The organism is Pseudomonas sp. 8_5_2 (genome assembly GCF_059295255.1).
Genome location: NZ_CM181238.1, coordinates 5,270,225 through 5,294,138, shown reverse-complemented (window position 1 = coordinate 5,294,138; position 23,914 = coordinate 5,270,225). Strand labels below are relative to the sequence as shown.

The 23,914-nt window shown below is 63.9% G+C and carries 23 protein-coding genes; 12 read left to right on the top strand and 11 right to left on the bottom strand.

Annotation, left to right across the window (positions count from 1 at the left end):
• Positions 1-136: 136 nt before the first annotated feature.
• The 7 genes from cobG to AC5O5R_RS24215 all read left to right on the top strand — a co-directional run bounded on the left by cobG (position 137) and on the right by AC5O5R_RS24215 (position 6,706).
• Entirely contained in the window at positions 137-1,468 is a 1,332-nt protein-coding gene (gene cobG, locus AC5O5R_RS24245; protein ID WP_494514778.1) for a precorrin-3B synthase, read from the top strand.
• Positions 1,461-2,087 (top strand): precorrin-8X methylmutase, encoded by a 627-nt coding sequence (locus AC5O5R_RS24240; RefSeq protein ID WP_494514777.1) that lies wholly within the window; start codon positions 1,461-1,463, stop codon positions 2,085-2,087. The genes cobG and AC5O5R_RS24240 overlap by 8 nt, the downstream gene beginning before the upstream one ends.
• Entirely contained in the window at positions 2,084-2,818 is a 735-nt protein-coding gene (locus AC5O5R_RS24235; protein WP_172228456.1) for a precorrin-2 C(20)-methyltransferase, read from the top strand. The genes AC5O5R_RS24240 and AC5O5R_RS24235 overlap by 4 nt, the downstream gene beginning before the upstream one ends.
• Positions 2,806-4,503 carry a precorrin-3B C(17)-methyltransferase gene (gene cobJ, locus AC5O5R_RS24230; RefSeq protein ID WP_494514776.1) on the top strand — a complete coding sequence of 566 codons (1,698 nt, stop codon included), beginning with the start codon at positions 2,806-2,808 and terminating at the stop codon, positions 4,501-4,503. The genes AC5O5R_RS24235 and cobJ overlap by 13 nt, the downstream gene beginning before the upstream one ends.
• A 120-nt stretch (positions 4,504-4,623) precedes the next feature.
• Complete coding sequence (locus AC5O5R_RS24225; protein ID WP_172288147.1) at positions 4,624-5,307, top strand: hypothetical protein; 684 nt, start codon at positions 4,624-4,626, stop codon at positions 5,305-5,307.
• Positions 5,308-5,361: 54 nt separating this feature from the next.
• Positions 5,362-6,057, top strand: a complete 696-nt coding sequence (locus tag AC5O5R_RS24220; protein WP_172228450.1) for a hypothetical protein — start codon at positions 5,362-5,364, stop codon at positions 6,055-6,057.
• Positions 6,050-6,706, top strand: coding sequence for a hypothetical protein (locus tag AC5O5R_RS24215; RefSeq protein WP_172228448.1), 657 nt, complete (start codon positions 6,050-6,052; stop codon positions 6,704-6,706). Before AC5O5R_RS24220 ends, AC5O5R_RS24215 begins: the two co-directional genes overlap by 8 nt.
• Here AC5O5R_RS24215 and AC5O5R_RS24210 read toward each other — a convergent pair.
• The 9 genes from AC5O5R_RS24210 to AC5O5R_RS24170 all read right to left on the bottom strand — a co-directional run bounded on the left by AC5O5R_RS24210 (position 6,703) and on the right by AC5O5R_RS24170 (position 17,916).
• Entirely contained in the window at positions 6,703-7,299 is a 597-nt protein-coding gene (locus tag AC5O5R_RS24210) for a MarC family protein (RefSeq protein ID WP_172228446.1), read from the bottom strand. The two genes, AC5O5R_RS24215 and AC5O5R_RS24210, sit on opposite strands and share 4 nt — an antisense overlap.
• A gap of 44 nt (positions 7,300-7,343) precedes the next feature.
• The gene (locus AC5O5R_RS24205) at positions 7,344-10,115 is read right to left on the bottom strand and encodes a hybrid sensor histidine kinase/response regulator (protein WP_172286800.1); all 2,772 of its coding nucleotides are present in this window, start codon (positions 10,113-10,115) and stop codon (positions 7,344-7,346) included.
• A 135-nt stretch (positions 10,116-10,250) separates the two neighbouring features.
• On the bottom strand, positions 10,251-11,546 hold the full coding sequence (gene purD / locus AC5O5R_RS24200) for a phosphoribosylamine--glycine ligase (protein ID WP_172286801.1): 1,296 nt from the start codon (positions 11,544-11,546) through the stop codon (positions 10,251-10,253).
• A 135-nt stretch (positions 11,547-11,681) separates the two neighbouring features.
• Entirely contained in the window at positions 11,682-13,289 is a 1,608-nt protein-coding gene (gene purH / locus AC5O5R_RS24195) for a bifunctional phosphoribosylaminoimidazolecarboxamide formyltransferase/IMP cyclohydrolase (RefSeq protein WP_172227633.1), read from the bottom strand.
• 81 nt (positions 13,290-13,370) lie between these two features.
• Entirely contained in the window at positions 13,371-13,691 is a 321-nt protein-coding gene (gene fis, locus AC5O5R_RS24190; RefSeq protein WP_003249693.1) for a DNA-binding transcriptional regulator Fis, read from the bottom strand.
• The gene (gene dusB / locus AC5O5R_RS24185) at positions 13,688-14,701 is read right to left on the bottom strand and encodes a tRNA dihydrouridine synthase DusB (protein WP_172227631.1); all 1,014 of its coding nucleotides are present in this window, start codon (positions 14,699-14,701) and stop codon (positions 13,688-13,690) included. Before dusB ends, fis begins: the two co-directional genes overlap by 4 nt.
• Positions 14,702-14,874: 173 nt before the next feature.
• Positions 14,875-16,260 carry a DUF3426 domain-containing protein gene (locus tag AC5O5R_RS24180; RefSeq protein WP_494514775.1) on the bottom strand — a complete coding sequence of 462 codons (1,386 nt, stop codon included), beginning with the start codon at positions 16,258-16,260 and terminating at the stop codon, positions 14,875-14,877.
• Positions 16,261-16,302: 42 nt separating this feature from the next.
• Positions 16,303-17,181 carry a 50S ribosomal protein L11 methyltransferase gene (gene prmA, locus AC5O5R_RS24175; protein WP_172227627.1) on the bottom strand — a complete coding sequence of 293 codons (879 nt, stop codon included), beginning with the start codon at positions 17,179-17,181 and terminating at the stop codon, positions 16,303-16,305.
• A 279-nt stretch (positions 17,182-17,460) separates the two neighbouring features.
• On the bottom strand, positions 17,461-17,916 hold the full coding sequence (locus AC5O5R_RS24170) for a MaoC family dehydratase (RefSeq protein ID WP_172227625.1): 456 nt from the start codon (positions 17,914-17,916) through the stop codon (positions 17,461-17,463).
• A gap of 143 nt (positions 17,917-18,059) precedes the next feature.
• Between AC5O5R_RS24170 and AC5O5R_RS24165 the strand changes: the two genes are divergently transcribed.
• Genes AC5O5R_RS24165 through AC5O5R_RS24155 form a run of 3 tightly spaced genes read left to right on the top strand, consistent with a single transcriptional unit; the run spans position 18,060 to position 19,735 of the window.
• Positions 18,060-18,422: a CidA/LrgA family protein gene (locus AC5O5R_RS24165; RefSeq protein WP_172227623.1), complete on the top strand. Its 363-nt coding sequence runs from the start codon at positions 18,060-18,062 to the stop codon at positions 18,420-18,422.
• Positions 18,419-19,135, top strand: coding sequence for an LrgB family protein (locus tag AC5O5R_RS24160; protein WP_172227621.1), 717 nt, complete (start codon positions 18,419-18,421; stop codon positions 19,133-19,135). The genes AC5O5R_RS24165 and AC5O5R_RS24160 overlap by 4 nt, the downstream gene beginning before the upstream one ends.
• A 9-nt stretch (positions 19,136-19,144) precedes the next feature.
• On the top strand, positions 19,145-19,735 hold the full coding sequence (locus tag AC5O5R_RS24155) for an LON peptidase substrate-binding domain-containing protein (protein WP_172286803.1): 591 nt from the start codon (positions 19,145-19,147) through the stop codon (positions 19,733-19,735).
• A 25-nt stretch (positions 19,736-19,760) separates the two neighbouring features.
• Here AC5O5R_RS24155 and AC5O5R_RS24150 read toward each other — a convergent pair whose 3' ends face one another.
• Both AC5O5R_RS24150 and AC5O5R_RS24145 read right to left on the bottom strand, forming a co-directional pair.
• Complete coding sequence (locus AC5O5R_RS24150) at positions 19,761-21,077, bottom strand: bifunctional DedA family/phosphatase PAP2 family protein (protein WP_172227617.1); 1,317 nt, start codon at positions 21,075-21,077, stop codon at positions 19,761-19,763.
• Positions 21,078-21,080: 3 nt separating this feature from the next.
• Positions 21,081-21,749 carry a DNA-3-methyladenine glycosylase gene (locus tag AC5O5R_RS24145; RefSeq protein ID WP_172286804.1) on the bottom strand — a complete coding sequence of 223 codons (669 nt, stop codon included), beginning with the start codon at positions 21,747-21,749 and terminating at the stop codon, positions 21,081-21,083.
• Positions 21,750-21,979: 230 nt separating this feature from the next.
• Between AC5O5R_RS24145 and AC5O5R_RS24140 the strand changes: the two genes are divergently transcribed.
• Together AC5O5R_RS24140 and nadD are read left to right on the top strand one after the other, a co-directional pair.
• A complete protein-coding gene (locus tag AC5O5R_RS24140) occupies positions 21,980-23,251 on the top strand; it encodes a glutamate-5-semialdehyde dehydrogenase (protein WP_172286805.1) in 1,272 nt (423 codons plus the stop codon).
• Between the two features lies 1 nt (position 23,252).
• Positions 23,253-23,912, top strand: coding sequence for a nicotinate-nucleotide adenylyltransferase (gene nadD, locus AC5O5R_RS24135; protein WP_494514774.1), 660 nt, complete (start codon positions 23,253-23,255; stop codon positions 23,910-23,912).
• The last annotated feature ends 2 nt before the right edge of the window (positions 23,913-23,914 follow it).

Below are 23,914 nucleotides of genomic sequence, written 5' to 3'. Positions count from 1 at the left end.
GGTTTACCCGCGAAGAGGGCGACGCGGTCGTGAATTTCTACTCAAACGCCGAGGATGCTCGACCACCGGCTTTTCATGCCGCCGGACAAAGCAGGCATAATACCGCGCCTTCTCCACTCAAGCGCATTTTCACAGATTGCCGGACACCTCTTTGAAGCAGGCCAATGCCCCCCACGTATCGCCCCGCCCCTCGGCCTGCCCGGGGTTGTGGCGCATTGTCAGTGCCCGCGACGGCGGGATCTGCCGGATCAAGCTGCCCGGTGGCCTGCTGTTTGCCGACCAGGCCGATGCGGTGGTTGCAGCGGCCGAGCGTTTCGCAGGCGGCGTGATCGAGGCCACCAACCGCGGCAATTTGCAGATACGCGGTATCGGCAGCCACCACCGCGAGTTGGTCGAGACACTGCTCGCTGCCGGCCTGGGCCCGCGTGACGCGGCGGGTGACGATGTGCGCAACCTGATGCTCAGCCCGCTGGCCGGGCAGGATCCGACGATGCTGCTGGATGCCCGGCCGTTGGCTGGACGAATTCTCGAGCTGCTGGAAGGCACACCGCGTTTTCATCAGTTGTCGGCCAAGTTCGCCGTGCAACTGGATGCCGGCGAAAGCCTGGCGATGCTCGAACACCCCCATGACCTGTGGCTCTCGGCCCTGCGCCTGGAGCAGCAGACCTGGCTTGCGTTTGGCCTGGCGGGATGCCCGGCTGAAGGCCAGGTGCTGGGCGCCGTGCCGCTGGAGCAAGGCCTGCAATTGGTGCGCGCTGTGCTGGAGCGCTTCCTCGACCTGGCAACCCCGGTGCAGTCGCGCATGCGCCAGTTGCTCGAAGCCTGTTCGGTAACCGATTTCATCGACGGGCTTGGTCTGGCCATTCGCCGCGACCCAGCCGTGCTCGCATGGCGACGTGAACCCCACAACGCTTCTTGGCTGGGCGTGCTACCCCAGGCCCAAGGCCTGGCGCTTGGCGTTGCCCCGCCGCAGGGCCGGCTGACCCCCACCATGCTGCGTGGTGCCGCGCGCATTGCCCGTCAACTGGGCGATGGCAGCTTGCGCTTGAGCCCCTGGCAAAGCCTGGTGCTGCCCAACCTGCAAGCGCAACACATCGACCAGGCCCAGGCCGATTTAGCCGCACTGGGCCTGCTCTGCAACGACCATGAACCTCTGGCGCGCATCAGCGCCTGCACCGGCGCCAGCGGCTGCGCGAAGGCCCTGGGCGAAACCAAGGCCGACGCGCTGACCCTGGCCACGCTGCTGGGCCCGGGTGCGCCAGCCAGCGTGCACTTGTCCGGTTGCCCCCGATCCTGCGCCATGGCCCATGTTGCCCCGGCCACCCTGCTGGCCCGTTCGCCGGGCCGTTACGACCTGTACCTGCGTGATGCGCGCCAGCCTGGCTTCGGTGCCCTGCGCGCCACCGAACTTACCTTGAATGAAGCAGGCGCCATGCTCGACCTGCCGACGGAGCACTTTGATGATTGACTACATCCGCGATGGTCAGGAGATCTATCGCAATTCCTTCCGGATCATCCGCGAGGAGGCCCGGCTCGAGCGGATCCCCGCAGACCTGGAAAAGCTTGCCGTGCGGGTGATCCACGCGTGTGGCATGGTCGACGCCATCGATGGCCTGCAATTCTCCGCAGGCGCCGGCCGTGCCGGGCGCGAGGCACTGTTGAACGGCGCGCCGATTCTGTGCGATGCGCACATGGTCGCCGAAGGCATCACCCGGGCCCGCCTGCCAGCGGACAACAAGGTCATCTGTACCTTGCGTGATCCGAGCGTGCCTGGCCTGGCCAAGGACGCTGGCAACACCCGTTCTGCCGTGGCCCTGGAGCTGTGGCGCCCCCATCTGGAAGGCAGCGTGGTGGTGATCGGCAACGCACCCACTGCGCTGTTCTACTTGCTGGAAATGCTCGATGCTGGTGCCCCGAAGCCCGCGTTGATCCTCGGCTTCCCGGTCGGCTTCGTCGGTGCAGCCGAATCCAAGGCGATGCTCGCTGCCGACAGCCGTGGCGTGCCGTTCGTGATCATGCAAGGCCGCCTGGGCGGCAGCGCGATGGCTGCTGCGGCAGTCAACGCCCTGGCCACGGAGGTGGAATGATGGCGCCGCGTGGACGTCTGCTGGGCCTGGGCGTGGGCCCTGGCGACCCTGAACTGATTACCCTCAAGGCCCTGCGCCTGCTGCGCGAGGCCCCTGTAGTCGGCTATTTCGTGGCCAAGGGCAAGCGCGGCAATGCCTTCGGCATCATCGAGGCACACCTGCAGCCCGAGCAGGCCCTGCTGCCGCTGGTCTACCCGGTCACCACCGAAGCCTTGCCAGCGCCGCTGTCCTACGAGCAGGTGATCAGCGACTTCTACGACGAGGCCAGCGTGCAGGTGGCCGAGCACCTGGATGCCGGTCGCGATGTGGCGGTGATCTGCGAGGGTGACCCATTTTTCTATGGTTCCTACATGTACCTGCATGATCGCCTGGCGCAGCGCTACGAGGCCGAGGTAATCCCCGGCGTCTGCTCGATGCTCGGTGGTGCTTCGGTACTGGGCGCGCCGCTGGTGTACCGCAACCAGAGCCTGTCGGTGCTGTCTGGCGTACTGCCGGCCGAAGACCTCAAGCGCCGCCTGGCCGACGCCGATGCGGCGGTGATCATGAAGCTTGGGCGCAACTTCCCGAAAGTGCGCGAAGTGCTGGCCGAACTTGGCCTGGACGGGCGCGCGCTGTATGTGGAACGGGCGACCATGGCCAACCAGAAGATCGTGCCGCTGGACCAGGTCGACCCGCAGTCGTCGCCCTACTTTTCGCTGATCATCGTGCCGGGTGAAAAATGGCAGGGCTGAACATGCACAAGGCACCGGCGATCGTCATCCTCGGCCCAGGCAGCCTGGCCACGGCGCAGCGTATCCAGCAGTGTTATCCACAGGCGTCGATCCATGGCCTGGAAGGCCGGGTCGAGGGTGTCGACAGCTACTACAGTGCGTTCGGCGACACCCTGCGCGAGCTGTATCAGCGGGATACGCCGATCATTGCCCTGTGCGCTGCGGGCATCGTCATCCGCAGCCTGGCCAGCCTGCTCGACGAGAAAGGCACAGAGCCGCCGGTGCTGGCCGTGGCCGAGGATGGTAGCGCCGTCGTGCCGTTGCTCGGTGGGTTGGGCGGCGTGAACGTCATGGCGCGCGAAATTGCTGAGGCGCTGGGCGTAGCCGCCGCCATTACCACCAGTGGCGAGTTGCGCTTCGGCACCTGCCTGCTCAACCCGCCGCAGGGCTATGCCCTGGCGGATATCGAGCAAGGCAAGCGCTTTGTCTCCGACCTGCTGGCTGGCGAGTCGGTACGCATTGAAGGTGACGCACCGTGGTTGCTGCAGGCGCAGTTGCCTGCCAGTGAAGCGGCCCGGCGCACCATCCATGTGGGGCATCAGGCGCGCCCGGCCAGCCGCGACGAACTGCTGATCCATCCGCGTTCGGTAGTCGTCGGTGTCGCCGGCGGCAATCTGCACGCCATTCGTGCTGCATTGCAGCAGGCTGGCATCGCCGAGCCCGCACTGGCGTGCGTGCTGGCCGACGAGCAAGCCATGGCCGATAGCGCCCTGCGCGAAGCCGCAGCGGCCTTGGGTGTTGCCTTGCGCTTCGCCGCCACGCCACACGATGTCGCCAGCATGGTTGCCACGGCGTTGCCCGAAGCTCGGTTGATCGAGCAGGCAGAGGTGGTGATTGCAGTGTCGCCTGCACCAGTCGAGGTGGCGCAGATCGGCCGCCGCCGCGGTCGCCTGGCGGTAATCGGCCTGGGCCCGGGAGCTGCCGAGCTGATGGTGCCAGCGGTCAAGGCAGAGCTGGCGCGTGCGCAGGATGTACTCGGCTACGAAACCTATGTGCGCATGGCGGGCCCGTTCCGCGACGATCAGGTGCAGCACTGCACCGACAACCGTGAAGAGATGCAGCGCGCTCGGCACGCCTTCGAGCTGGCGGCCCAAGGCCGTTCGGTGGTGGTGGTGTCGTCGGGCGACCCGGGCGTGTTTGCCATGGCGGCCGCAGTGCTCGAAGCCTTGCATGAGTCCAGCGACCCTGCCTGGCATTGCGTTGACCTCGAGATCCTGCCGGGGGTGTCGGCCTCGCTCGCAACGGCGGCCCAGGCGGGCGCACCGCTGGGGCATGATTTCTGCGTGATGTCGCTTTCGGACAACCTCAAGCCTTGGTCGATCATCGAAAAGCGCCTCGACCTTGCGGCACAGGCCGACCTGGTGCTGGCGTTCTACAACCCGATCTCGAAATCCAGGCCGCACCAGCTTGGCGTGGCGCTTGAAGTCGTGCGCCGACATCGGGAGGGGACCACGCCTGTAGTCCTTGGCCGTGATATCGGTAGGCCGGGGCAGACGCTGAAAGTAGTCACCTTGGCCGAATTGCTGCCGGAAATGGTCGATATGCGCACCATGGTGCTGGTCGGTTCGTCGACGACATGCACCTTCGACCGCGCCGATGGCGGGCTGTGGGTGTATACCCCGCGCTGGTACCACAACCACCCCTGAACAAGGGCATGCCGACGGCTAAGGAAGTGCTGCAGGGCGGGTTGAGTTTTGCGTTGCCGTTAGGTTTGTGGCTGGAGCCAGAGGGCTCCAACCGTAAATATCCAATGGAGACCCAAAGCGATGGCCGTGAAAAGCGAGAAACTGGAACTTCAGGTACTACCGGACAAGAACCTGTTCGTGTTCCCGGACGCTATGTCCGACATGAACCGTGACGCTGCCAAGGCATGCCATGCCTTGGCAACTCAAGGTGCCAACAAGCAGCACGACCCTATCAAGGAGACTCGGGAGTGGTTCAGGCAGTACGTTTTCCTGATGTCCAAGATGGGTTGGGCCCCGACCAATGTCGACGTGCAGGAAGTAACCCAGAGCGACAGGCAACTGGAAATCAGCAACCTGGTGGGTAAAGGCTTGCAGGCCGCCTACGGGATCTTCACCGGAGAGGTGGCAACTGCGCTCGAAGGCCTGGGCAAGACCGTCATTGCCGCACTTGCCGCCAGCACTAAAAACGTCGAGATGTTGAACCGCAAGACGTTCGAAGATGACCGCACCGGGTTGAGCCTTGCCAAATGCGAGCAGACCTCAGCCGGCCAGGTAGCCATGCTGGTCAGCGCGATCCAGACCGATGCCAAACCTGATAAATCAGCCAACTACCTGCTGCTCAAGTGGGAAAGCAGCGGCACCCGGAACTTTGCCTGTGGTGCGGTGTTGAACTTCGACCCGCGTCAGTACGACAAGGTCCGCTCGCTGGTTGAAACCAAGCTCGATGACAATGCCTTGCAGGTATTGCTGGCCCTTGAAATCTGATCACTGAGTCGGCCCGCCGGCATCACGGTGTCGGCGAGGCTGGAGGGCGAAATCATGCAAGCCAATTATGCTTTGTGGCTAAACGGTAACAGCCTGGTATGGGTTCATGCTGCCGTCAGCCAATCAAGGGTAGACGATCTGCTCAATATTCAGCTGGCCGCCTATCTGGCGGCCAGCAAGCGTCACCCACGTAACTTGCGCCATGACGGCTGGCACCGGGAATACCTGCGGGTGCAAGGCAGCTTCGGTTGTACTCCGGTCACTGTGCAGGCCCGCCCGGTTTCCGCGCCGCAGGCCGCATGTTTCGAGCCGTGGGCCATCCTTCGGGCCAACCTGCTGGCTGCTCTGGCCGCTGAATCGCATGCAGAGGCAGGGCGTTGCCTGGACATGTTCAAGGCAAGCCCTGACCCAGCCCTGCAGCAGGCGTTGTGGGCAGAATGCATACGGCCGCCGGATGCCGGGGGTGACAGCCATGCTCATGTGGAACTGCGATTGGTATTGCCAGACGGTTCCATCGTCAGCACCGAACTCAGATTCAGCACTGCTTCGCCGCCTGATGCGCTATGGCTCTGGCAAGTTCTGGAGCCCGCGTGCGACGAGCCCCCCCAGCAACTCGACTGCCGTTACCAGACCAGCGCCAAGCTTGTCGACCGGGTGAGCTGCGGCCTGCAAGCCGCCATTGGCACCAAGAAAGCGCAGTATCGCGGCCAGGTACAACCGCCAGTGGCACAGGAGCCTGTCCATGAGTAAGTTCAATCAACCGGCTGCCAGTGCCAGTGTTGTCCACAGCAGCCTGATGTCATTCTTGCCGGGGGTCAGCCCTCAAGCGCGTGATGACCTCCTGCTGGCCAACGCGTTTGCCCAGCAGGTCGCCTGGGGCGATCTGGACGAGGGGCTAGAGCCTGACTGGTTCAGGAACTACTGGCGAAACCTGGCTGCGCTAGGGTTTGATGGCAAGCTGGCACCCGCAAGCCGAAAGTTCGGCCCTGACCGGCAAACCCTCGCCGAGCGCGCCGTGGCGCAGGTCGAGCAGCTAGGCTCACCTGCGCACGGTGCGGTGGCCGAACAGTCCTTGCAGGCACTGCGCAATGACAGGCAGTCACTGTCTGCCTTCGAGTCCCGCGCACTTGCGAAGGACAAGGCGCGTTTCCAGTTGCTGCCCTGCGCCCAGCAGCCGAACGGGTTCATCGACCTGGTGATACTGCACATGGAAATGTCACTCAGGCATTCGACCAGCGGGTTTCTGTACCTGGAGTCGAAACAGGAAGTGCAGGTCGTTGATATGCGCGTGGAAGTGATCCACTTCAATCTGCAAGGGTTCCGCGAAGACTATCGCAAGCGGGCTGAAGCGAGCGTGGCGCGCAGTAGCCAGCGAGCGATACGCGACCTTCTGCTCTAGGGGGCCAGGTAGCCTTTGATGCCGGTGAAAATGATCTGCGCCGCCAGGGCGCAGACAAACAGCCCCATCAGCCGGCTGACGATCTGCAAGCCCTGGTCGCCCAGGATTCGCTCGATGCGGTGCGAAAGGTACAGCACCAGGCCGACGGTGAAGCTGGCCAGCACGATACCCACAATAGCCAGCAGCTTGTCATCCCAATGCGGCTGGCTTACGCCCATCACCAGCAAGGCACCGATGGTACCCGGCCCGACAGTGAGCGGTATGGTCAGCGGCACGATGGTGACATCCTGCTGCACGTTATCGGCCTGAACCGCCGATTTGCCCTGGGCCATGCCCAGCGCCGAGATGAACAGCACGCTGCCGGCACCGATGCGGAAGGCGTCGGCAGTGATGCCGAAGATGCCGAAGATCGCCCGCCCGAACAGGTACAGCAGGATGCTGGCGATGACCACCGCAAAGGCCACCTTCCAGGCCAGTTGCTTGCGTTCCTTGCTGGAGTGGCCGCGGGTCAGGCTGATGAAGCACGACAGCACGAAGAACGGGCTGTAGAGCACGAGCATTTTCAGGTAGACGCTGAATAACTCATGGAGCATGAGCGCTGGTCCTTGGCATGATGGATTGGTGTAGGCGCTGACAGTCAGGAACTGTGCGCCGGGTCCACCTCGGTTTCGCGGTGGTTGGCCCAGTACTGGATAAGTTCACGCAACTGCGACAGCTCCACAGGTTTGGCCATGTGCCCGTCCATGCCCGCCAGCCGCGCGCGTTCCTTGTGTTCGGCAAGAATGTGCGCGGTCAGTGCCACCACCGGGGTGCGGTGGCGCTGGTTGTCGGCCTCCCACACACGCAGCTGTTGGGTGGCCGAGAAACCGTCCAGGATCGGCATCTCGCAGTCCATCAACACCAGGTCATAGCGTTGCGCCTTCATCGCCTGCAAGGCCTCTTCGCCATTGCAGGCGGTGTCGGGCTCAAGATTGAGCTTGCCGAGCATGCCGCGGATCACCTTGGTCGAAATACTGTTGTCTTCGGCCACCAGTACGCGGAAATCACCGGGCAAGTCCAGCGCCTGCGGGATACCTGGCAGGCTGGCCGGCACGGCCTGCTCGCGCCCGCGTTGGGCCAGCTCCTCGGCCAGGGTGGTCTTGAGTGTGTAGCCGGCGACCGGTTTGGCAAGTATCCGCTTGACCCCCGCGTTGCGCGCGATGACCTTGCTCGGCGCGTTGCTGATGCCGGTAAGCATCACCACCAGGATATCGTGGTTCAGGCTGGGGTCTTCCTTGATTTTCGCCGCCAGCTGCATGCCGGTCATGCCAGGCATGTTCTGGTCCAGCAGCACGGCGTCGAAGTAGTCGCGCAGATGGGCCTTGGTACGCAGCAATGCCAGCGCTTCTTTGCCCGACGGCACCGCGCTGACGTTCATGCCCCAGGCGCTGCACTGTTGTACCAGCACCTTGCGGCACGTGTCGTTGTCGTCCACCACCAGCACCCGGGCATCGCGCAGCGGGCTGTCGAGGTCGGCGGGAGGTTGCTCCAGGCGCGAGGGGTCCAGCGGCAAGGTCAGCCACAAGGTATTGCCCATTCCGGTACTGCTCTTGATGCCGAATTCGCCCTGCATCAGGCCGATCAGCTGTTTGGCAATGATCAAACCGAGGTGCCCGCCCAGCTTGTTGCTGGACAGGAAATGGTGGCTGTGCAATTCGGCTTGCAGCAAGGCCTCGCGATCAGCGGCCGGCAGCGGTTCGCCGCTGTCCTGCACGGCGATGCGCAGGCGCGGTACCTCGCCCCGTTGGTCCAGGGCCACCACCAGCAGGATCTCGCCCTGGGTGGTGTTTTTCAGGGCGTTTTCCAGCAGGCTCGACAAGGCCTGGCGCAGCCGCGTCGGGTCGCCGCTGATCACTCGCGGCACTTGTGGCTGGGTGAAGCTGATCAGCTCGATGTTCTGCTGTTCGGCCTTGGCACGGAAGATGTTCAGGCAGTCCTCGATCAGTGCATTAAGATCGAACTGCACGTCATCCAGTTCGATCTGCCGGGACTCCAGCTTGGAAATGTCGAGAATTTCGTTGATCAGGGTTAGCAGCTCGTTGCCGGCGCTGTGAATCGTCTGCACGTAGTCGCGCTGCTTCACCGACAGCGGTGTACCCAGCAGCAGCTCGGTCATGCCCAGCACCCCGTTCATGGGGGTGCGGATTTCGTGGCTGATCTTGGCCAGGAACTCGGCTTTGGCGTTGATTTCGGCGTCGCTGGCGGCCAGCGCACGGCTGGCGCTGAACCGTTCCTCGCTGATCCTGCGCAGGCGCTCGCTCACCGCCAGGTTCAGCAGCAGGCCGCTGACCACGGTCAGTCCCAGCAGGACGCACAGCAGCCAGGGCGTCGAGGTGCGCGTCAGGCCCAGCAGCGCCGGCAGCAGCACCAGGCCACCGAGGTTGAACACCACCATCGCCAGGCTGAACAGGCGGCCGGGTGGGTAACCTTTGTACCAGTGGTAGCTGCTCACCAGCAGCATACTGACGCTGCCCAGGGCCATCAGGGCGTAGGTCATCAGGTTGAGCGGCAGGGTATCGACGAACAGCAGTACCAGGCCGCTGACCCCGACAACCAGCATTTCGCCCTGCAGCAGCCGGTTCAGCCGTGGCGATTTGCACGGCGAAAAGAAATGCTGGGTGAAATACAGCCCCGCCAGACCGGCCAGTACCAGCGTCAGGTAGGCGGCAGGTGTTTGCGCGCTGTGCCACACGTGCCACCACGGGCCGCTGAGGTTCAGCAGGATCAGACCACTGAGCAGCATCAGGCCGTGGTACAGCGCCAGGATCAGGGTGGTGCTGGAGCGGCTGTAAAGGAAGCGGATCAGGTTGTGCATGATCAGCATGATCAACCCGCCGAACAGCATGCCGAACAACAGTGGTTGGTGCTGGTCCGACGCAGCTTCGGCTGCGGGTTCCAGGCTGATGGCCGGGCGCAGCTGGTGCTCGGAGACCAGGCGCAGGTAGATGTCCAGCGGTTGTTTGCTGTTGGGCAGGGGCAATACATGGTCGCTGCCGCGCAGGGTCGGGCTGGCATTGCCGGGCTGGCGCCCGTGGTGCAGCTGACGCAGAAGCTGGTCGCCCTCTAGGGCGTAGAGGTCCAGGCCGGAAAGGTCGGGGGCAAATACCCGCAGCAGTTGTTCCTGGTCGCCGGGCGCCAGGCGATAGTGCAGCCACAGTGCCTGTTCCGCAGGCGCGGCATCCAGGTCGGCAAGCAGCAGCGGGCTGAACTGGTTGCGGTAGCGCTCGGAACGCACGTCGCTAAGTTGCAGGTTGGCCTGTTCGTCGAGCAGAACGGTCCAGCCTCCGTCATGATCGGCCGCAGCCGGGAACATGCAGAGCAGGGTCAGCAAGCTGACGATCAGAGCTGAGGCAATCCGAAGCCGACGCACTACGAAATCCCTTCTTAGCCGATGTGCCGGGTACTCACTATGCGCGGCGCGCCGAGCCGAAGGCAAGGCCCATGCCGGGCCCTGTCGACGAGCCGGATGCCGTAGGCTGAAAGCGCTACGGCGTTCCGCCAGTGTTTACTGCTGGTGTTCACCGCGCTCGCGGGCGATGGCCCGATAGCCGATGTCGGTGCGGTAGAAGCTGCCGTTCCAGCTTACTTCCCTGGCCAGGCGGTACGCCTGCTGCTGGGCATCGGCAACAGTGCTGCCCATGGCGGTGGCACACAGCACGCGCCCGCCGTTGCTGGTCACTTGGCCATCCTTGAGCGAAGTACCGGCATGGAACACCTTGCCTTCGATCTTCGCCGCAGCGTCCAGGCCGTGGATCACGTCGCCCTTGGCGTAGTCGCCCGGGTAACCGCCAGCTGCCAGTACCACGCCCAGGCTCGGGCGCGGGTCCCATTGTGCTTCGACCTTGTCCAGCGCCTTGGCGAAGGCTGCTTCGATCAGCAGCACCAGGCTCGACTCCAGGCGCAGCATGACTGGCTGGGTTTCCGGGTCGCCGAAACGGCAGTTGAACTCGATGACCTTGGGGTTGCCTGCCTTGTCGATCATCAGGCCGGCGTAGAGGAAGCCGGTGTAGACGTTGCCTTCCTCGGCCATGCCGCGCACGGTCGGCCAGATGACCTGGTCCATCACCCGCTGGTGCACATCGGCGGTGACCACCGGGGCAGGGGAGTAGGCACCCATGCCGCCGGTGTTCGGGCCGGTGTCCTGGTCGCCGACGCGCTTGTGGTCCTGGCTGGTGGCCATGGGCAGCACGTTATGGCCGTCGACCATGACGATGAAGCTGGCTTCTTCGCCGTCGAGGAACTCTTCGATCACCACGCGCGAGCCTGCCTCACCGAAGGCGTTGCCGGCCAGCATGTCACGCACGGCGGCTTCGGCTTCTTCGAGGGTCATGGCAACGATAACGCCCTTGCCCGCGGCCAGGCCGTCGGCCTTGATCACGATCGGTGCGCCTTTTTCTTGCAGGTAGGCCAGCGCCGGCTCGATTTCGGTGAAATTCTGGTAGTCGGCGGTCGGGATCTTGTGACGCGCCAGGAAGTCCTTGGTGAAGGCCTTGGAGCCTTCCAGCTGGGCCGCGCCCTTGGTTGGGCCGAAGCAGTCCAGGCCGCGGCTGCGGAACAGGTCGACCACGCCGATGACCAGCGGCGCTTCCGGGCCGACGATGGTCAGGTCAACGTTTTTCTCGGCGAAATCGGCCAGTTGCTCCAGAGCGCACACGTCGATGGCAACGTTCTCGCACTTGGCTTCAATGGCGGTGCCAGCGTTGCCAGGGGCAACGAAGACTTTCTCGACGCGTGGGTCCTGGGCGACTTTCCAGGCCAGGGCGTGCTCACGGCCGCCGCTGCCAATGATCAAAACTTTCATGTCAAAACCTCATGTTTGGCGGCAGTACCGGCCCCTGTGGGAGCGGGTTCACCCGAGAATGCGGCGGTGAATCCAGCATCGCATTCGCGGGTGAACCCGCTCCCACAGGGACCTGGGACCGGCCGGCCATCTTGATTAGTGGCGGAAGTGGCGCATGCCGGTGAATACCATAGCGATGCCGGCTTCGTCAGCGGCGGCAATCACCTCGGCATCACGCATCGAGCCACCCGGCTGGATCACGGCGCTGATACCCACTTTCGCCGCATTGTCGATGCCGTCACGGAACGGGAAGAACGCATCCGACGCCATGACCGCGCCCTGCACCTGCAGGCCAGCATGCTCGGCCTTGATTGCAGCAATGCGTGCGGAGTTGACGCGGCTCATCTGGCCGGCGCCGACGCCGATGGTCTGGCGCTGCTTGGCGTAGACGATGGCGTTGGACTTGACGAACTTGGCCACCTTCCAGGCGAATACCAGGTCGTGGATCTCTTGCTCGGTCGGTGCACGCTTGGTAACGATTTTGAGGTCATCGGCGGTGATCATGCCGATATCGCGGCTCTGCACCAGCAGGCCACCGTTGACGCGCTTGAAGTCCCAACCGGCAGCGCGCTCGGCAGGCCACTCGCCGCATTCCAGCAGGCGAACGTTCTGCTTGGCAGCCACTACGTCGCGGGCAGCCTGGGAAATTTTCGGGGCGATGATCACTTCGACGAACTGGCGCTCGACAATGGCCTTGGCCGTTTCGCCGTCCAGCTCGCGGTTGAAGGCGATGATGCCGCCGAACGCCGACTCGGTGTCGGTGGCGTAGGCCAGGTCATAGGCCTTGCGGATGCCGCCTTCGTCTTCCGGTACCACGGCCACGCCGCACGGGTTGGCGTGCTTGACGATGACGCAGGCTGGCTTGACGAAGCTCTTCACGCACTCCAGCGCGGCGTCGGTGTCGGCCACGTTGTTGAACGACAGTTCCTTGCCTTGCAGCTGGATGGCGCTGGAAATGCTGGCTTCGCCTTTCTTGGCCTCCACGTAGAACGCCGCGCTCTGGTGCGGGTTCTCGCCGTAGCGCATTTCCTGGGCCTTGACGAACTGGCTGTTGAAGGTGCGCGGGAACTGGCTGCGCGCTTCAGTGCTCAGGGTGTCCTTGGCCTGGTCGATGGTGCCCATGTAGTTGGCGATCATGCCGTCGTAGGCGGCAGTGTGCTCGAACGCCTTGAGCATCAGGTCGAAGCGCTGGGCGTAGGTCAGGCCGCCGGCCTTGAGGCCTTCGACGATGCCGGCGTAGTCGCTGGCGTTGACCACGATGGCCACGTCCTTGTGGTTCTTGGCAGCCGAACGGACCATGGTCGGGCCGCCGATGTCGATGTTCTCGATGGCGGTCGGCAGGTCACAGCCAGGCTTGGAAATGGTGGCTTCGAACGGGTACAGGTTGACCGCAACCAGGTCGATCGGCTTGATACCGTGCTCGGTCATGATGGCGTCGTCGGTGCCGCGACGGCCAAGGATGCCGCCGTGGATCTTCGGGTGCAGGGTCTTGACCCGGCCATCCATCATTTCGGCAAAGCCGGTGTAGTCGGCCACTTCCACCGCGTTGACGCCGTTGTCCTTGAGCAGCTTGTAGGTGCCGCCGGTGGACAGGATCTCGACACCGAGCTGCTGCAGCTCACGGGCGAATTCGAGGATACCGGTCTTGTCGGAGACGCTGATCAGGGCGCGGCGGACTGGCAGGCGGGTAGTCTGGTCGGTCATTTCGGGTTCCAATAACGCGGTGGATTCAGCAAAAAAGGCGCCTCTGTTCAGGGAGCCGCCTTTTCTGGTTGGGATTCTGGCTTACAACAAGTCGTACTGCTTGAGCTTCTTGCGCAGGGTGCCTCGGTTCAGCCCGAGCATCTCGCTGGCCTTGGTCTGGTTGCCCTTCACGTAGTTCATCACACTTTCGAGCAGGGGCGCCTCGACTTCGGAGAGCACCAGGTTGTACACGTCCGTCACGGTCGCGCCTTCCAGGTGGGCGAAGTAGTTGTGCAGCGCCTTCTCGACGCTGTCGCGAAGGGTCTGGCCCTCTTCGCTCGGCGTGTTGAGGTGCTGTTTCAGGTTGGCGTTGTCGCTCACGGGCGTTGTTCCACTCACAAAATTCTCGGTCATCATCGTCATGCGGCCACCCCTTGTCCGTCCTCTGTCTCAAGGCTCTGTCGACGTTCGGCGAAAAACGCGCGAACGTTGGCGCACTGCGCTTGTGTGTCTTCCAAAGCGTTGAACCGGGAGCGAAACTCCTTGCCGCCGGGTCGTGTCGCCAGGTACCAACCAACGTGCTTGCGGGCGATACGAACGCCCATCACATCGCCATAGAAGGCATGCAGCGCGGCCAGGTGCTCCAGCAGGATGCGTTCCACTTCGTCCAGTTGCGGCGCTGGCAGGTGTTCGCCAGTGCGCAGGTAATGCTCGATCTCGCGAAAGATCCATGGCCGCCCTTGGGCGGCCCGGCCAATCAGCAGGCCATCGACCCCGGTGGCGTCCAGCACCGCCCGGGCCTTTTCTGGCGAGGTGATATCGCCGTTGGCAAAAACCGGGATCGACACCGCCTGCTTGATGGCAGCGATGGTGTCGTATTCGGCTTCGCCCGTGTACAGGTCGGCGCGTGTGCGGCCATGCACCGCCAGCGCCTGGATGCCAGCCTGCTCGGCGATTTGCGCCACGTTCAGGCCGTTCTTGTTCGCCCGGTCCCAACCGGTGCGGATCTTCAGGGTCACCGGTACATCCACGGCGCCGACTACGGCGTGGAGGATTTCGCTGACCAAGGCTTCATCTCTCAATAAAGCAGAGCCTGCGGCTTTGTTGCAGACTTTTTTTGCCGGGCAGCCCATGTTGATATCGATGATCTGGGCACCTGCTTCGACGTTGGCCCTTGCCGCCGCTGCCATCATCTGCGCATCACCGCCGGCGATCTGGACCGAGCGTGGCTCGGGATCACCTTCATGGATGCGGCGCAGGCTCGACTTGCGGCTGTTCCACAGGCTCATGTCGCTGGAGACCATCTCCGACACCACCATGCCCGCGCCCAGGCGCTTGCAAAGTGTACGGAAAGGCTGGTCCGTGACCCCGGCCATTGGCGCGAGGATCAGGTTGTTACGTAGTGTGTATGGGCCGATGCGTACCGCCGACATAGGTGATCCCTGTTGTGGGGCCGAATCTTGGAGTTCGAAAAAGGGTTGGCATGATACCCGCTCTCGGTGACCGGATAAAGATGGATTTGGATAAAATCTGAACAGTTGTCGGCTTATGACATTTGGTACGAACGAGCGCCCGGGGCTGAAAAGCAGCCCCTGCAGGCCTGCCTTTATTCCGGGGAGCGGAAGCTCAGGCTGTAGTTGACGGCCTTGGGGCCCGGGTCGAGGATGTCCAGGGCGATATGGATCGGGGTCTGGCTGGGCATTTCGCCGCGCCCGGCCAGTTCACCGGACAAATACTCGCTGGGCTTGAAGCGCCGGCTGGCGATCAACTGCCCATTCAGGTCGGCAAAGCGCAGTTCCAGCAGCGGAAACGGCTGGGCAAACGGCGCGCGGTTGTAGATGATCGCGTCGACGATCAGCGCACCCTTGAAGTCCGGGTGGCTGCGCACGACCAGATTGCTGCTCTTGATCCGGGCAATGTCGACGCGCGTTGGCACCTGGCAGCCGACCATCGGGCAGATCTGCTGGAAGAGTGGTCGGTACTGGTCCTGGCGGGCCATTTCGTCGAAGTGGAACCACACGTACTGGAACGCGAGCAGGCCCGCCGCCAGCAAGGTCAGCAGGCCCCACAGCAGGCGCTTGCCCCAGTTGGCGGCAGGCTTTTCCCAGCCCAGTTGCAGCGGATCGTCGACCACATCGACCAGCGGCTCCTTGCGCGATGGCCGCTCAGGTTTGCTGGTCAGGCCTGGTTCCAGGCGCTCGCCCGGCAGCGCTTCGACGGGGTCGTCGTCACGCCCGGACAGGTGAAATGCCATCGGCTCATCGTCGCGGGCACTCAGGCCTTTTTCCGGAATCGTTTCATCAATGTCCCGCAGCGGCTCGCCGGGTTCCTCAGGTTCGTCGATTTCGACGCCGCGGCGAACGGGCGGCTCGTCGTCGATGTCCAGGTCCAGGCTGGCACCCAGGGTCGGTTCGGTGCGCTCACCGGCGGCGGGACCCAGGTCCGGCTCCTGCTCAACGTTCGCCGTCTCCAGCAACACGGGCGTGGGTTCTGCGCTGTGCGCCGGCTCGAAGCGGTCATCGGTGGCTGTCCCGAACAAATCGTCGGCATGTTCGTCCGGCTGCAGCTCGTCACGCCGCGCCTGCAAGCCATCGTCCAGGTTGGACGAGCGCGCCGGCGCAGGTTGGCCGCGACGCTCAAGGCGTTCCAGCTCCTTGTCCAGGTCGAGCGCGTCCAGCGCCTGGGCAGTAAGCGCCCAGTCCTGGTCATGGGTGCTACTGCGCTCGCTGATGGCAGGCTTGGCGGGGATCACCGGCTCGACCACCGGCTCGACCACCGGCTCGGCAGGCGCCGCAGCAACAGGTGCCGGTGCAGGCACCAGTGGTGCGCTGGCGCTAGCGGTGCGGGTCTGCTCCAGCAACTGCTTGGCGGCATTGAACACCTGCAGGCAGTGGCCGCAGCGCACCACCCCGCGGGCCACGCTCAACTGGTGGTGGGTGACGCGAAAGCTGGTCTGGCAATGCGGGCACTGGGTGACGAAACTGTCGGTCATGCGGCGATCCGGGAGATGTGCAGAAAGGTATTCTAGGCCTGCTTAACGGCGGCGACCACTGATGCGCACCCAGCCGTCGCGCACGACGATCGGGTCCAGCTCGAAGTCGGCAGCGTAGGCCGCGGCAACTTCCTCACCTTGTTCGGCAAGAATGCCCGACAGCGCCAGCAGGCCACCTGGGCGCACCAGCCCGGACAACTGCGGTGCCAGCGATACCAGCGGGCCGGCGAGGATGTTGGCGACCAGCACATCGGCCTGCATTGCAGGCATGTGCTCGGGCAGGTACAGCGCCAGCTTCTCATCGGCAATGCCGTTGCGCTGGGCATTGTCCCGCGAAGCCTCGATGGCCTGCACGTCGATGTCGGTACCGACTGCTTCCCGCGCGCCCAGCAGCAGCGCTGCGATGGCGAGGATGCCCGAGCCGCAGCCGAAGTCCAGCACCTGGGTGCCTTCGATCTGCTGGCCGTCGAGCCATTCCAGGCACAGCGCAGTAGTAGGGTGGGTGCCGGTGCCGAAAGCCAGGCCCGGGTCGAGCAGCAGGTTTACCGCGTCCTTGTCCGGGGCTTCGTGCCAGCTGGGCACGATCCACAGGCGGCGGCCGAAGCGCATCGGCTGGAAGTTGTCCATCCAGCTGCGTTCCCAGTCCTGGTCCTCGATCACCTCGGCCTGATGCTCGGGCAACTCGGCGCCGGTCAGCAGGCGCAGGTGGGAGAACACCTGCTCGGGCTCGGCATCGGCCTCGAACAGGGCCAGCAGGTGGGTGTGCGACCACAGCGGGGTGGTGTTGAGGTCGGGTTCGAAGATCGGTTGATCTTCGGCATCCATGAACGTGACCGAAACGGCGCCCACTTCAAGCAGGGCGTCTTCGTAGGTTTCGGCTTGTTCCGGGCTGATGGCCAGGCGTACTTGCAGCCAAGGCATGGCGGGCACCTTTGGTAAATCGACAGGGGCAGCCCTAGGCTTTGTACGAAAAGTGCCTGCGCGACGATCATGCTGCGTAGAAAACAGGCTCGGAATGCTCATTTGCAACCAGCAAAGTCGGGCGCGACCCCGGCCGTTCCTCGCCTGTTTTCGCCTTGCTTGATCGCCGCTCGGCGACTTTTCGTACAAACCCTAGGCTGCGCGAAGGCTGGCAGTTTACGCGAGTGCGCAGGGTTTGTGGATTGAATCGGGCTGCCGTGCAGTCCGATCATGCGGGGCTCAGACGAAACACAACGACAGCGATTCGGCTATATAAGCAGGCTTCTCATCACCTTCGATCTCCAGCGTGGCAATTGCCTTGAGCAACCATTGCCCTGGCTTCTTCTCCGCCACCTCGGCCAGTTCCACCTTCAGCCGCACCTGGCTGTCGACCTTGACCGGCTGTATGAAGCGCACGCTGTCGAGCCCATAGTTCACCACCATTTTCAGCCCTTGCGGCAGGACCAGGATGTCTTCGATCAGCTTGGGAATCAGCGACAAGGTCAGGAAACCATGGGCGATCGTGCAGCCAAACGGGGTTTTTGCCGCCTTTTCCGGGTCGACATGGATGAACTGGAAATCGCCCGTCGCTTCGGCGAACAGGTTGATGCGCTGCTGGTCGATCTTCAGCCAGGCCGAGCGGCCCAGTTCCTTACCAACGTATTGCGAAAGCTCTGTAACCGGTACATAGGGCATCGCGGACTCTCCGGGTTGTCAGTTGGTACGAAAGTGCAAGATCAGCACGGCCAAACGTTTCAGTCAAGTTGCCTGCTTTTCAGCGAATATCGATCTATCGCGGCGCGTGCTTATAATGACCGCAATGCCTGAGGGAGATGCTTATGCTGTTGCGTGGTTTGACCTGGCTGGTGCTGTTCCAGTTGTTGGGAACGGCGATCAATCACCTGCTGGTGCCTTTTTTGCCTGGGCCGATCATCGGCCTGGTGCTGCTGTTGTTCTTCCTCATGGCGCGCGGTGAGGTCGGCAAACCGCTGAACGAGGCCGCCAGCAGCCTGTTGCGCTACCTGCCGCTGTTGCTGGTGCCGCCGGCAGTGGGGGTGATGGTATACGCCAAGGACATCGCTGCCGATTTCTGGGCCATTGCCGGGGCGTTGCTGATTTCCTGCCTGGCCACCCTGGTGTTCGTCGGCGTGTTGATGCAAAAGCTCATCCACCGCCAGGGCAAGCGCGAGGAGCAGCCATGATGCTGGACTGGCAAGGCACGCTCGACGCGGTCGTTCATCATCCTTTATTCGGTATCGGGATCACGCTGGGAGCCTATCAGGTCGTGCTGGCGGCCTATGAGAAAACCCGCTGGATATTCCTCCAGCCGGTACTGGTGTCGATGTTGCTGGTGATTGGCGTGCTGCTGCTGTGCGGCATCGACTATCGCGAATACCGCAAAAGCACCGAAATCATGAATATCCTGCTGGGGCCCGCCACCGTCGCCCTGGCCGTGCCGCTGTATCTCAACCTGCGGCGTATCCGGCAGCTGTTCTGGCCCACATTTACTACGCTGGTAATCGGAGGCCTGTTCGCCACGCTGTGCTGCCTGTTGCTGGGCTGGTGGTTCGGGGCGGAACACATGATCCTGATGACCATGGCGCCGAAGTCGGTGACCTCGCCGATTGCCATGCTGGTAGCCGAGCAGATTGGTGGCGTGGCAGCCCTGGCGGCGGTGTTCGTACTGATTACCGGGGTGATTGGGGCCATTTTCGGCCCAGCGCTGCTGACACGCTTCGGTGTGCACAGCCCCGAGGCGCGCGGTATGTCGCTGGGCGTGACCGCGCATGCGGTGGGCACTTCGGTGGCCCTGCAGGAAAGTGACGAGTGCGGCGCCTTTGCCGCGTTGGCGATGAGCCTGATGGGGGTGGCCACGGCGGTGTTCCTGCCGCTTGCGGTCAGCCTGGTGGCTTGAGGACTTGAAATGACGCTACCGCTATTTCCGCTCAATACCGTGCTTTTTCCTGGCTGCTTTCTGGATTTGCAGATTTTCGAGGCGCGCTATCTGGACATGATCGGGCGCTGCATGAAGCAGGGCGAAGGTTTTGGAGTGGTGTGCATCCTCGAAGGCGACCAGGTCGGCAAGGCGCCGCCGGTGGTCGCTTCGGTTGGCTGTGAGGCGGTGATCCGCGATTTCGTGCAGCAGGACAACGGCTTGCTGGGCATTCGGGTCGAAGGCGTGCGGCGCTTCAGCCTGCAGAGCACCGAGGTGCAGAAGGACCAGTTGCTGGTGGGGCAGGTGCAGTGGCTGCCAGAGGATCCGGACAGCCCGCTGCAAGAAGCGGACGACGACCTGCTGGCCTTGCTGGTGGCCCTGGGCGAACACCCGATGGTCGAAGCGCTGGACATGCCGCGCCCGGTGGACGGGCGCCAGGCGCTGGCCAACCAGCTGGCGTATCTGCTGCCGTTCATGGAAGAGGACAAGCTGGACTTGTTGACCCTCGACTCGCCGCAGCAGCGGCTGGGGGAGATCCAGAAGCTGCTGGAGCGGATTCAGGGTGAGCTGTTCGCCTGATGATTCTGGGTTACCTGCACCGGCCTCAATACTGATAGCGCAGCAAAGCCTGCGGCAACGCATGCATGGCAAAGAATGCGAGCAACGCAACGCAGGCCGGCAGCACCAGCCACCACACCCGTTGCGGCAACGCCGGCAGGGGCTGGCGATGCTGCACCAGGGTCAGGCTGAGTGCACATACGCAGCACGCCAGCAGGGCGCCGGCCATGATGTCGGTGGGCCAGTGCGCACCCAGGTACACCCGCGACAGGGCAATCGCCAGTGCCGGAATACAGCCCAGCATTACCCAGGTCAGGCGTAGCCGTGGCGGCTGGCCGCGCCCGGCGAGCACCGCCATTACCAGAAAGAACGCAAACGACGCCGAGCTGTGCCCGCTGGGCATGCTGTAGCTGGTCAGCGGATCGCTCAGCACCTCTGGCCGGGCGCGGGCGAACAGCCATTTCAGCGAGCCGTTGGCAATCGCGGTGCCCATCAATGCACCGCCGGCGAAGAACGCATGCCGCCATTGCCGCGCAAGCAGCAGCAGGCCGGTGAGCAGGCCGCCCAGGAAGAACTGGGTGCGGAAGTCACCCAGCCGGGTCACCAGCACCACGGTGCCGTCAATGGCCTGGCTGCGATGCTCCTGCACCAGCGTCATCACACCTTGGTCGAATTCGTGCAGGTACGGCCAGCCGAGGAAAATCCCGGCCAGGGCGAGGAAACTCAGGCCGGCCACCAGTCGCGTGCCGTGACGTTGATCGCGAATGCTGCTGTTCAGGCTCAGGCCGATGATGACCGCCAGGGTGCCGGCGATGATCCCGGCATCCAGCCAGAAGCCTTCAGGCAGAGGCAGGCGCATGGCCGCGCCAGTGGCCCAGCCCGGTAGCAGGTAGGCTACCGACCAGCCAGCGCCGGCCACCAGGCTGACGGCGATGAAGCGTGGCAGGGGCATGTCGAACATGCCCGCGACCATCGGCAGCATCGGCCGCAGCGGCCCGATGAAGCGCCCCACCAGCAGGCTGGCGATACCATAGCGCTGGAAGTAGGTTTCGGCGCTACCGATCCATTCGGGGTGGTGGCGCAGCAGCGGCAGGCGGCGAATGTTCTGGTGGAAGTACTTGCCCACCGTGTACGACAGGGCATCGCCCAGCAAGCCGCCGAGAAACCCCAGCAGCAGCGTTTCACCGAGGGTGAAGGCACCGCTCCCGGCCAGCACGGCTACCGCAAACAGCAGGACAGTGCCGGGCACGACGATGCCGGCGATGGCCAGGCATTCGATGCAGGCCACCAGGAAAATTGCCACGCCAAGCCACTGTGGGTTGGCGCTTAGCCAGCCGGTAAGGCTGTCGAGCCATTGGCCCATGGTTCAGCTTCCTTGTTCGAGAGTGATGAAGTCTTGCCCTTCGACTTGGCCCCGGCGCAGTGGGTTCCGGGTGCAGAAGCGGGCGTATTCGGCGTCGACGAAGCGGTACGGCAGGTGCTCGTCGCGGCCATGCGGGATGCCCAGGCGCGCGGCCTGGATTACCCGCGGTACGGCAAGGCCGCAGTCGTCCACGTACAGGCGTTCGGGGTCGAAGCGCTGAGCATCCCAGGCCGGTACTTTAAGGCCCAGGGCTCGGCACAGCAGGGTCTGGCCGGCGCACAGGCGCTCCGCCGGGCGTATTTTGCCGCCTGCGTCGGGGTTGTTCAGTTGCATTTGCGCCAGGCTGTTCGGCCCGGACAGGGCGTCCTGCCAAGGATAGGCGGACTTGATCAGCACTGCGTTGCCCGGCCCGTGGGCGCTGAAGTTCAGTGAGTCGCCGCCGCGGGCGTAGTACATGTAGATGTGGCCACCGTCGAGGAACAGTGCCTTGCGCTTTTCGGTATAGCCGAGCGAGGCATGGCTGCCTTTGTCGGTAAGGTAGTAGGCCTCGGTCTCGATGATTCGCGCGGCCAGCCACAGGTTGCCATGGCGATGACGGATGACCTTGCCCAGCAGGGCCTTGGCCAGCGTTTGGGCGTCACGGTCGAAAAAGCTGTCGGGCAGGGCTGGCATGCTGGCATTTCGCGGCTGGGAAGGCGGGGATGATAGCAATGAATGGCTTAATCCAGGCTGAACCGGTGAGGGAGGTGATTGGTATCTGCATGTTTCGTTGTCGCAGTGGCCCAGGCGCAGGAAGGCTATGGCCGAACAGCCATTTTCTACCATCCGCCACCCACCGCTGGGCGTACACCTGCGCGGCAGTTATAATCAGCCGATTTCCCCTTCGCCAAGACACCGAACCCATGACTGAGTCCGTTCTTGACTATATGACCCGCCTGGGTCGCGCTGCCCGTGAAGCTTCCCGGGTGATCGGCCGTGCCAGCACCGCGCAGAAGAACCGCGCCCTGCAGGCCGCCGGCGATGCGCTTGATGCCGCGCGTGCCGAGCTTGCTGCCGCCAACGAGCTGGACCTGGCTGCCGGCCGCGCCAATGGCCTCGAGCCGGCGTTGCTCGACCGCCTGGCGCTGACCCCTGCGCGCATCGACGGCATGATCACCGGCCTGCGCCAGGTGGCCAGCTTGCCGGACCCGGTCGGCGCCATCCGCGACATGAGCTACCGCCCATCGGGTATTCAGGTCGGCAAGATGCGCGCGCCGCTGGGGGTGATCGGGATCATCTACGAGTCGCGCCCGAACGTGACCATCGATGCCGCCAGCTTGTGCCTGAAGTCGGGCAACGCGACCATCCTGCGTGGTGGCTCCGAAGCCATCCACTCCAACCGCGCCATCGCCACCTGCATCCAGCGTGGCCTGGCGGCTGCCGGCTTGCCGGCGGCGGTGGTGCAGGTAGTGGAGACCACCGACCGCGAAGCCGTGGGCGCGCTGATCAGCATGCCCGAGTTCGTCGATGTCATCGTGCCGCGTGGCGGCCGTGGCCTGATCGAGCGCATCAGTCGTGATGCCCGCGTGCCGGTGATCAAGCACCTCGATGGCATCTGCCACATCTATGTCAGCCCGCATGCCGACCTGGAAAAGGCCTGGAACGTGGCGTTCAACGCCAAGACCTACCGGTACGGCATCTGTGGCGCGATGGAAACCCTGCTGGTAGACCAGCAGGTGGCCGAACGCTTCCTGCCCGAAATGGCCCGTCGCTTCCTGGAGAAGGGCGTGGAGTTGCGCGGCTGCGAGCGCACCCGGGCGATCATCGACGCCAAGCCGGCGACCGAGGACGACTGGCACACCGAGTACCTGGACGCGATCCTGTCGGTGCGTGTGGTCGACGGTCTGGATCAGGCCATCGAGCACATCAACCATTACGGTTCGCACCACACCGATTCGATCATCAGCGAGCACCAGGGTGAGGCGCGCCAGTTCATGGCCGAGGTCGATTCTGCCTCGGTCATGCTCAACACCCCGACCTGCTTCGCCGATGGCTTCGAGTATGGCCTGGGCGCAGAAATCGGTATTTCCACCGACAAGCTGCACGCCCGCGGCCCGGTCGGCCTCGAAGGCCTGACCTGCGAAAAGTACGTGGTGATCGGCGACGGCCAGCTGCGCGGCCAGGGGTCCTGCTGAGTTGAGCAAGGCCCAGGCAGTCCGGCGCATCGGCATTCTAGGCGGCACCTTCGACCCTGTGCACATCGGCCACCTGCGCAGCGCGCTGGAAGTGGCCGAGTTCATGGGGCTCGAAGAGTTGCGCCTGCTGCCCAACGCCCGGCCGCCACATCGCGACACCCCGCAGGTGGCTGCCGAGCATCGCCTGGCCATGGTTCGCGAAGCGGTGCAGGGCGTTGCTTGCCTGAGCGTCGACGCCCGTGAGCTGCAGCGCGACAAGCCTTCGTACACCATCGATACGCTGGAATCGATCCGCGCCGAACTGGGCGCCAGCGACCAGCTGTTCCTGGTGCTGGGCTGGGATGCCTTTTGTGGCTTGCCAGGCTGGCATCGCTGGGAAGAATTACTGCAACACTGTCACATCCTGGTGCTGCAACGCCCGGATGCCGACGTAGAACCCCCTGACGAGCTGCGCAACCTGCTGGCTGCGCGTTCGGAGAGCGATCCCGCCGCCATGTCCGGCCCGGCGGGAAATATTTCGTTCGTCTGGCAGACGCCGCTTGCGGTGTCGGCTACACAGATCCGACAGCTGCTGGCCAGCGGCAAGTCGGTGAGGTTCCTGGTGCCGGACGCCGTACTGGCCTACATCGAGGCGCACGAACTGTATCGTGCACCTAACTGACG

Coding starts and splice junctions, on each gene's coding strand:
- AC5O5R_RS24165 (WP_172227623.1), top strand. CDS start 18,060: ATGCTGTTGCGTGGTTTGACCTGGCTGGTGCTGTTCCAGTTGTTGGGA.
- prmA (WP_172227627.1), bottom strand. CDS start 17,181: ATGCCTTGGCTGCAAGTACGCCTGGCCATCAGCCCGGAACAAGCCGAA.
- AC5O5R_RS24170 (WP_172227625.1), bottom strand. CDS start 17,916: ATGCCCTATGTACCGGTTACAGAGCTTTCGCAATACGTTGGTAAGGAA.
- fis (WP_003249693.1), bottom strand. CDS start 13,691: ATGACGATGATGACCGAGAATTTTGTGAGTGGAACAACGCCCGTGAGC.
- AC5O5R_RS24140 (WP_172286805.1), top strand. CDS start 21,980: ATGACTGAGTCCGTTCTTGACTATATGACCCGCCTGGGTCGCGCTGCC.
- AC5O5R_RS24145 (WP_172286804.1), bottom strand. CDS start 21,749: ATGCCAGCCCTGCCCGACAGCTTTTTCGACCGTGACGCCCAAACGCTG.
- purD (WP_172286801.1), bottom strand. CDS start 11,546: ATGAAAGTTTTGATCATTGGCAGCGGCGGCCGTGAGCACGCCCTGGCC.
- AC5O5R_RS24155 (WP_172286803.1), top strand. CDS start 19,145: ATGACGCTACCGCTATTTCCGCTCAATACCGTGCTTTTTCCTGGCTGC.
- AC5O5R_RS24210 (WP_172228446.1), bottom strand. CDS start 7,299: ATGCTCCATGAGTTATTCAGCGTCTACCTGAAAATGCTCGTGCTCTAC.
- purH (WP_172227633.1), bottom strand. CDS start 13,289: ATGACCGACCAGACTACCCGCCTGCCAGTCCGCCGCGCCCTGATCAGC.
- AC5O5R_RS24235 (WP_172228456.1), top strand. CDS start 2,084: ATGATGGCGCCGCGTGGACGTCTGCTGGGCCTGGGCGTGGGCCCTGGC.
- AC5O5R_RS24240 (WP_494514777.1), top strand. CDS start 1,461: ATGATTGACTACATCCGCGATGGTCAGGAGATCTATCGCAATTCCTTC.
- AC5O5R_RS24225 (WP_172288147.1), top strand. CDS start 4,624: ATGGCCGTGAAAAGCGAGAAACTGGAACTTCAGGTACTACCGGACAAG.
- AC5O5R_RS24215 (WP_172228448.1), top strand. CDS start 6,050: ATGAGTAAGTTCAATCAACCGGCTGCCAGTGCCAGTGTTGTCCACAGC.
- AC5O5R_RS24150 (WP_172227617.1), bottom strand. CDS start 21,077: ATGGGCCAATGGCTCGACAGCCTTACCGGCTGGCTAAGCGCCAACCCA.
- cobJ (WP_494514776.1), top strand. CDS start 2,806: ATGGCAGGGCTGAACATGCACAAGGCACCGGCGATCGTCATCCTCGGC.
- dusB (WP_172227631.1), bottom strand. CDS start 14,701: ATGTCGGCGGTACGCATCGGCCCATACACACTACGTAACAACCTGATC.
- AC5O5R_RS24160 (WP_172227621.1), top strand. CDS start 18,419: ATGATGCTGGACTGGCAAGGCACGCTCGACGCGGTCGTTCATCATCCT.
- AC5O5R_RS24180 (WP_494514775.1), bottom strand. CDS start 16,260: ATGACCGACAGTTTCGTCACCCAGTGCCCGCATTGCCAGACCAGCTTT.
- AC5O5R_RS24220 (WP_172228450.1), top strand. CDS start 5,362: ATGCAAGCCAATTATGCTTTGTGGCTAAACGGTAACAGCCTGGTATGG.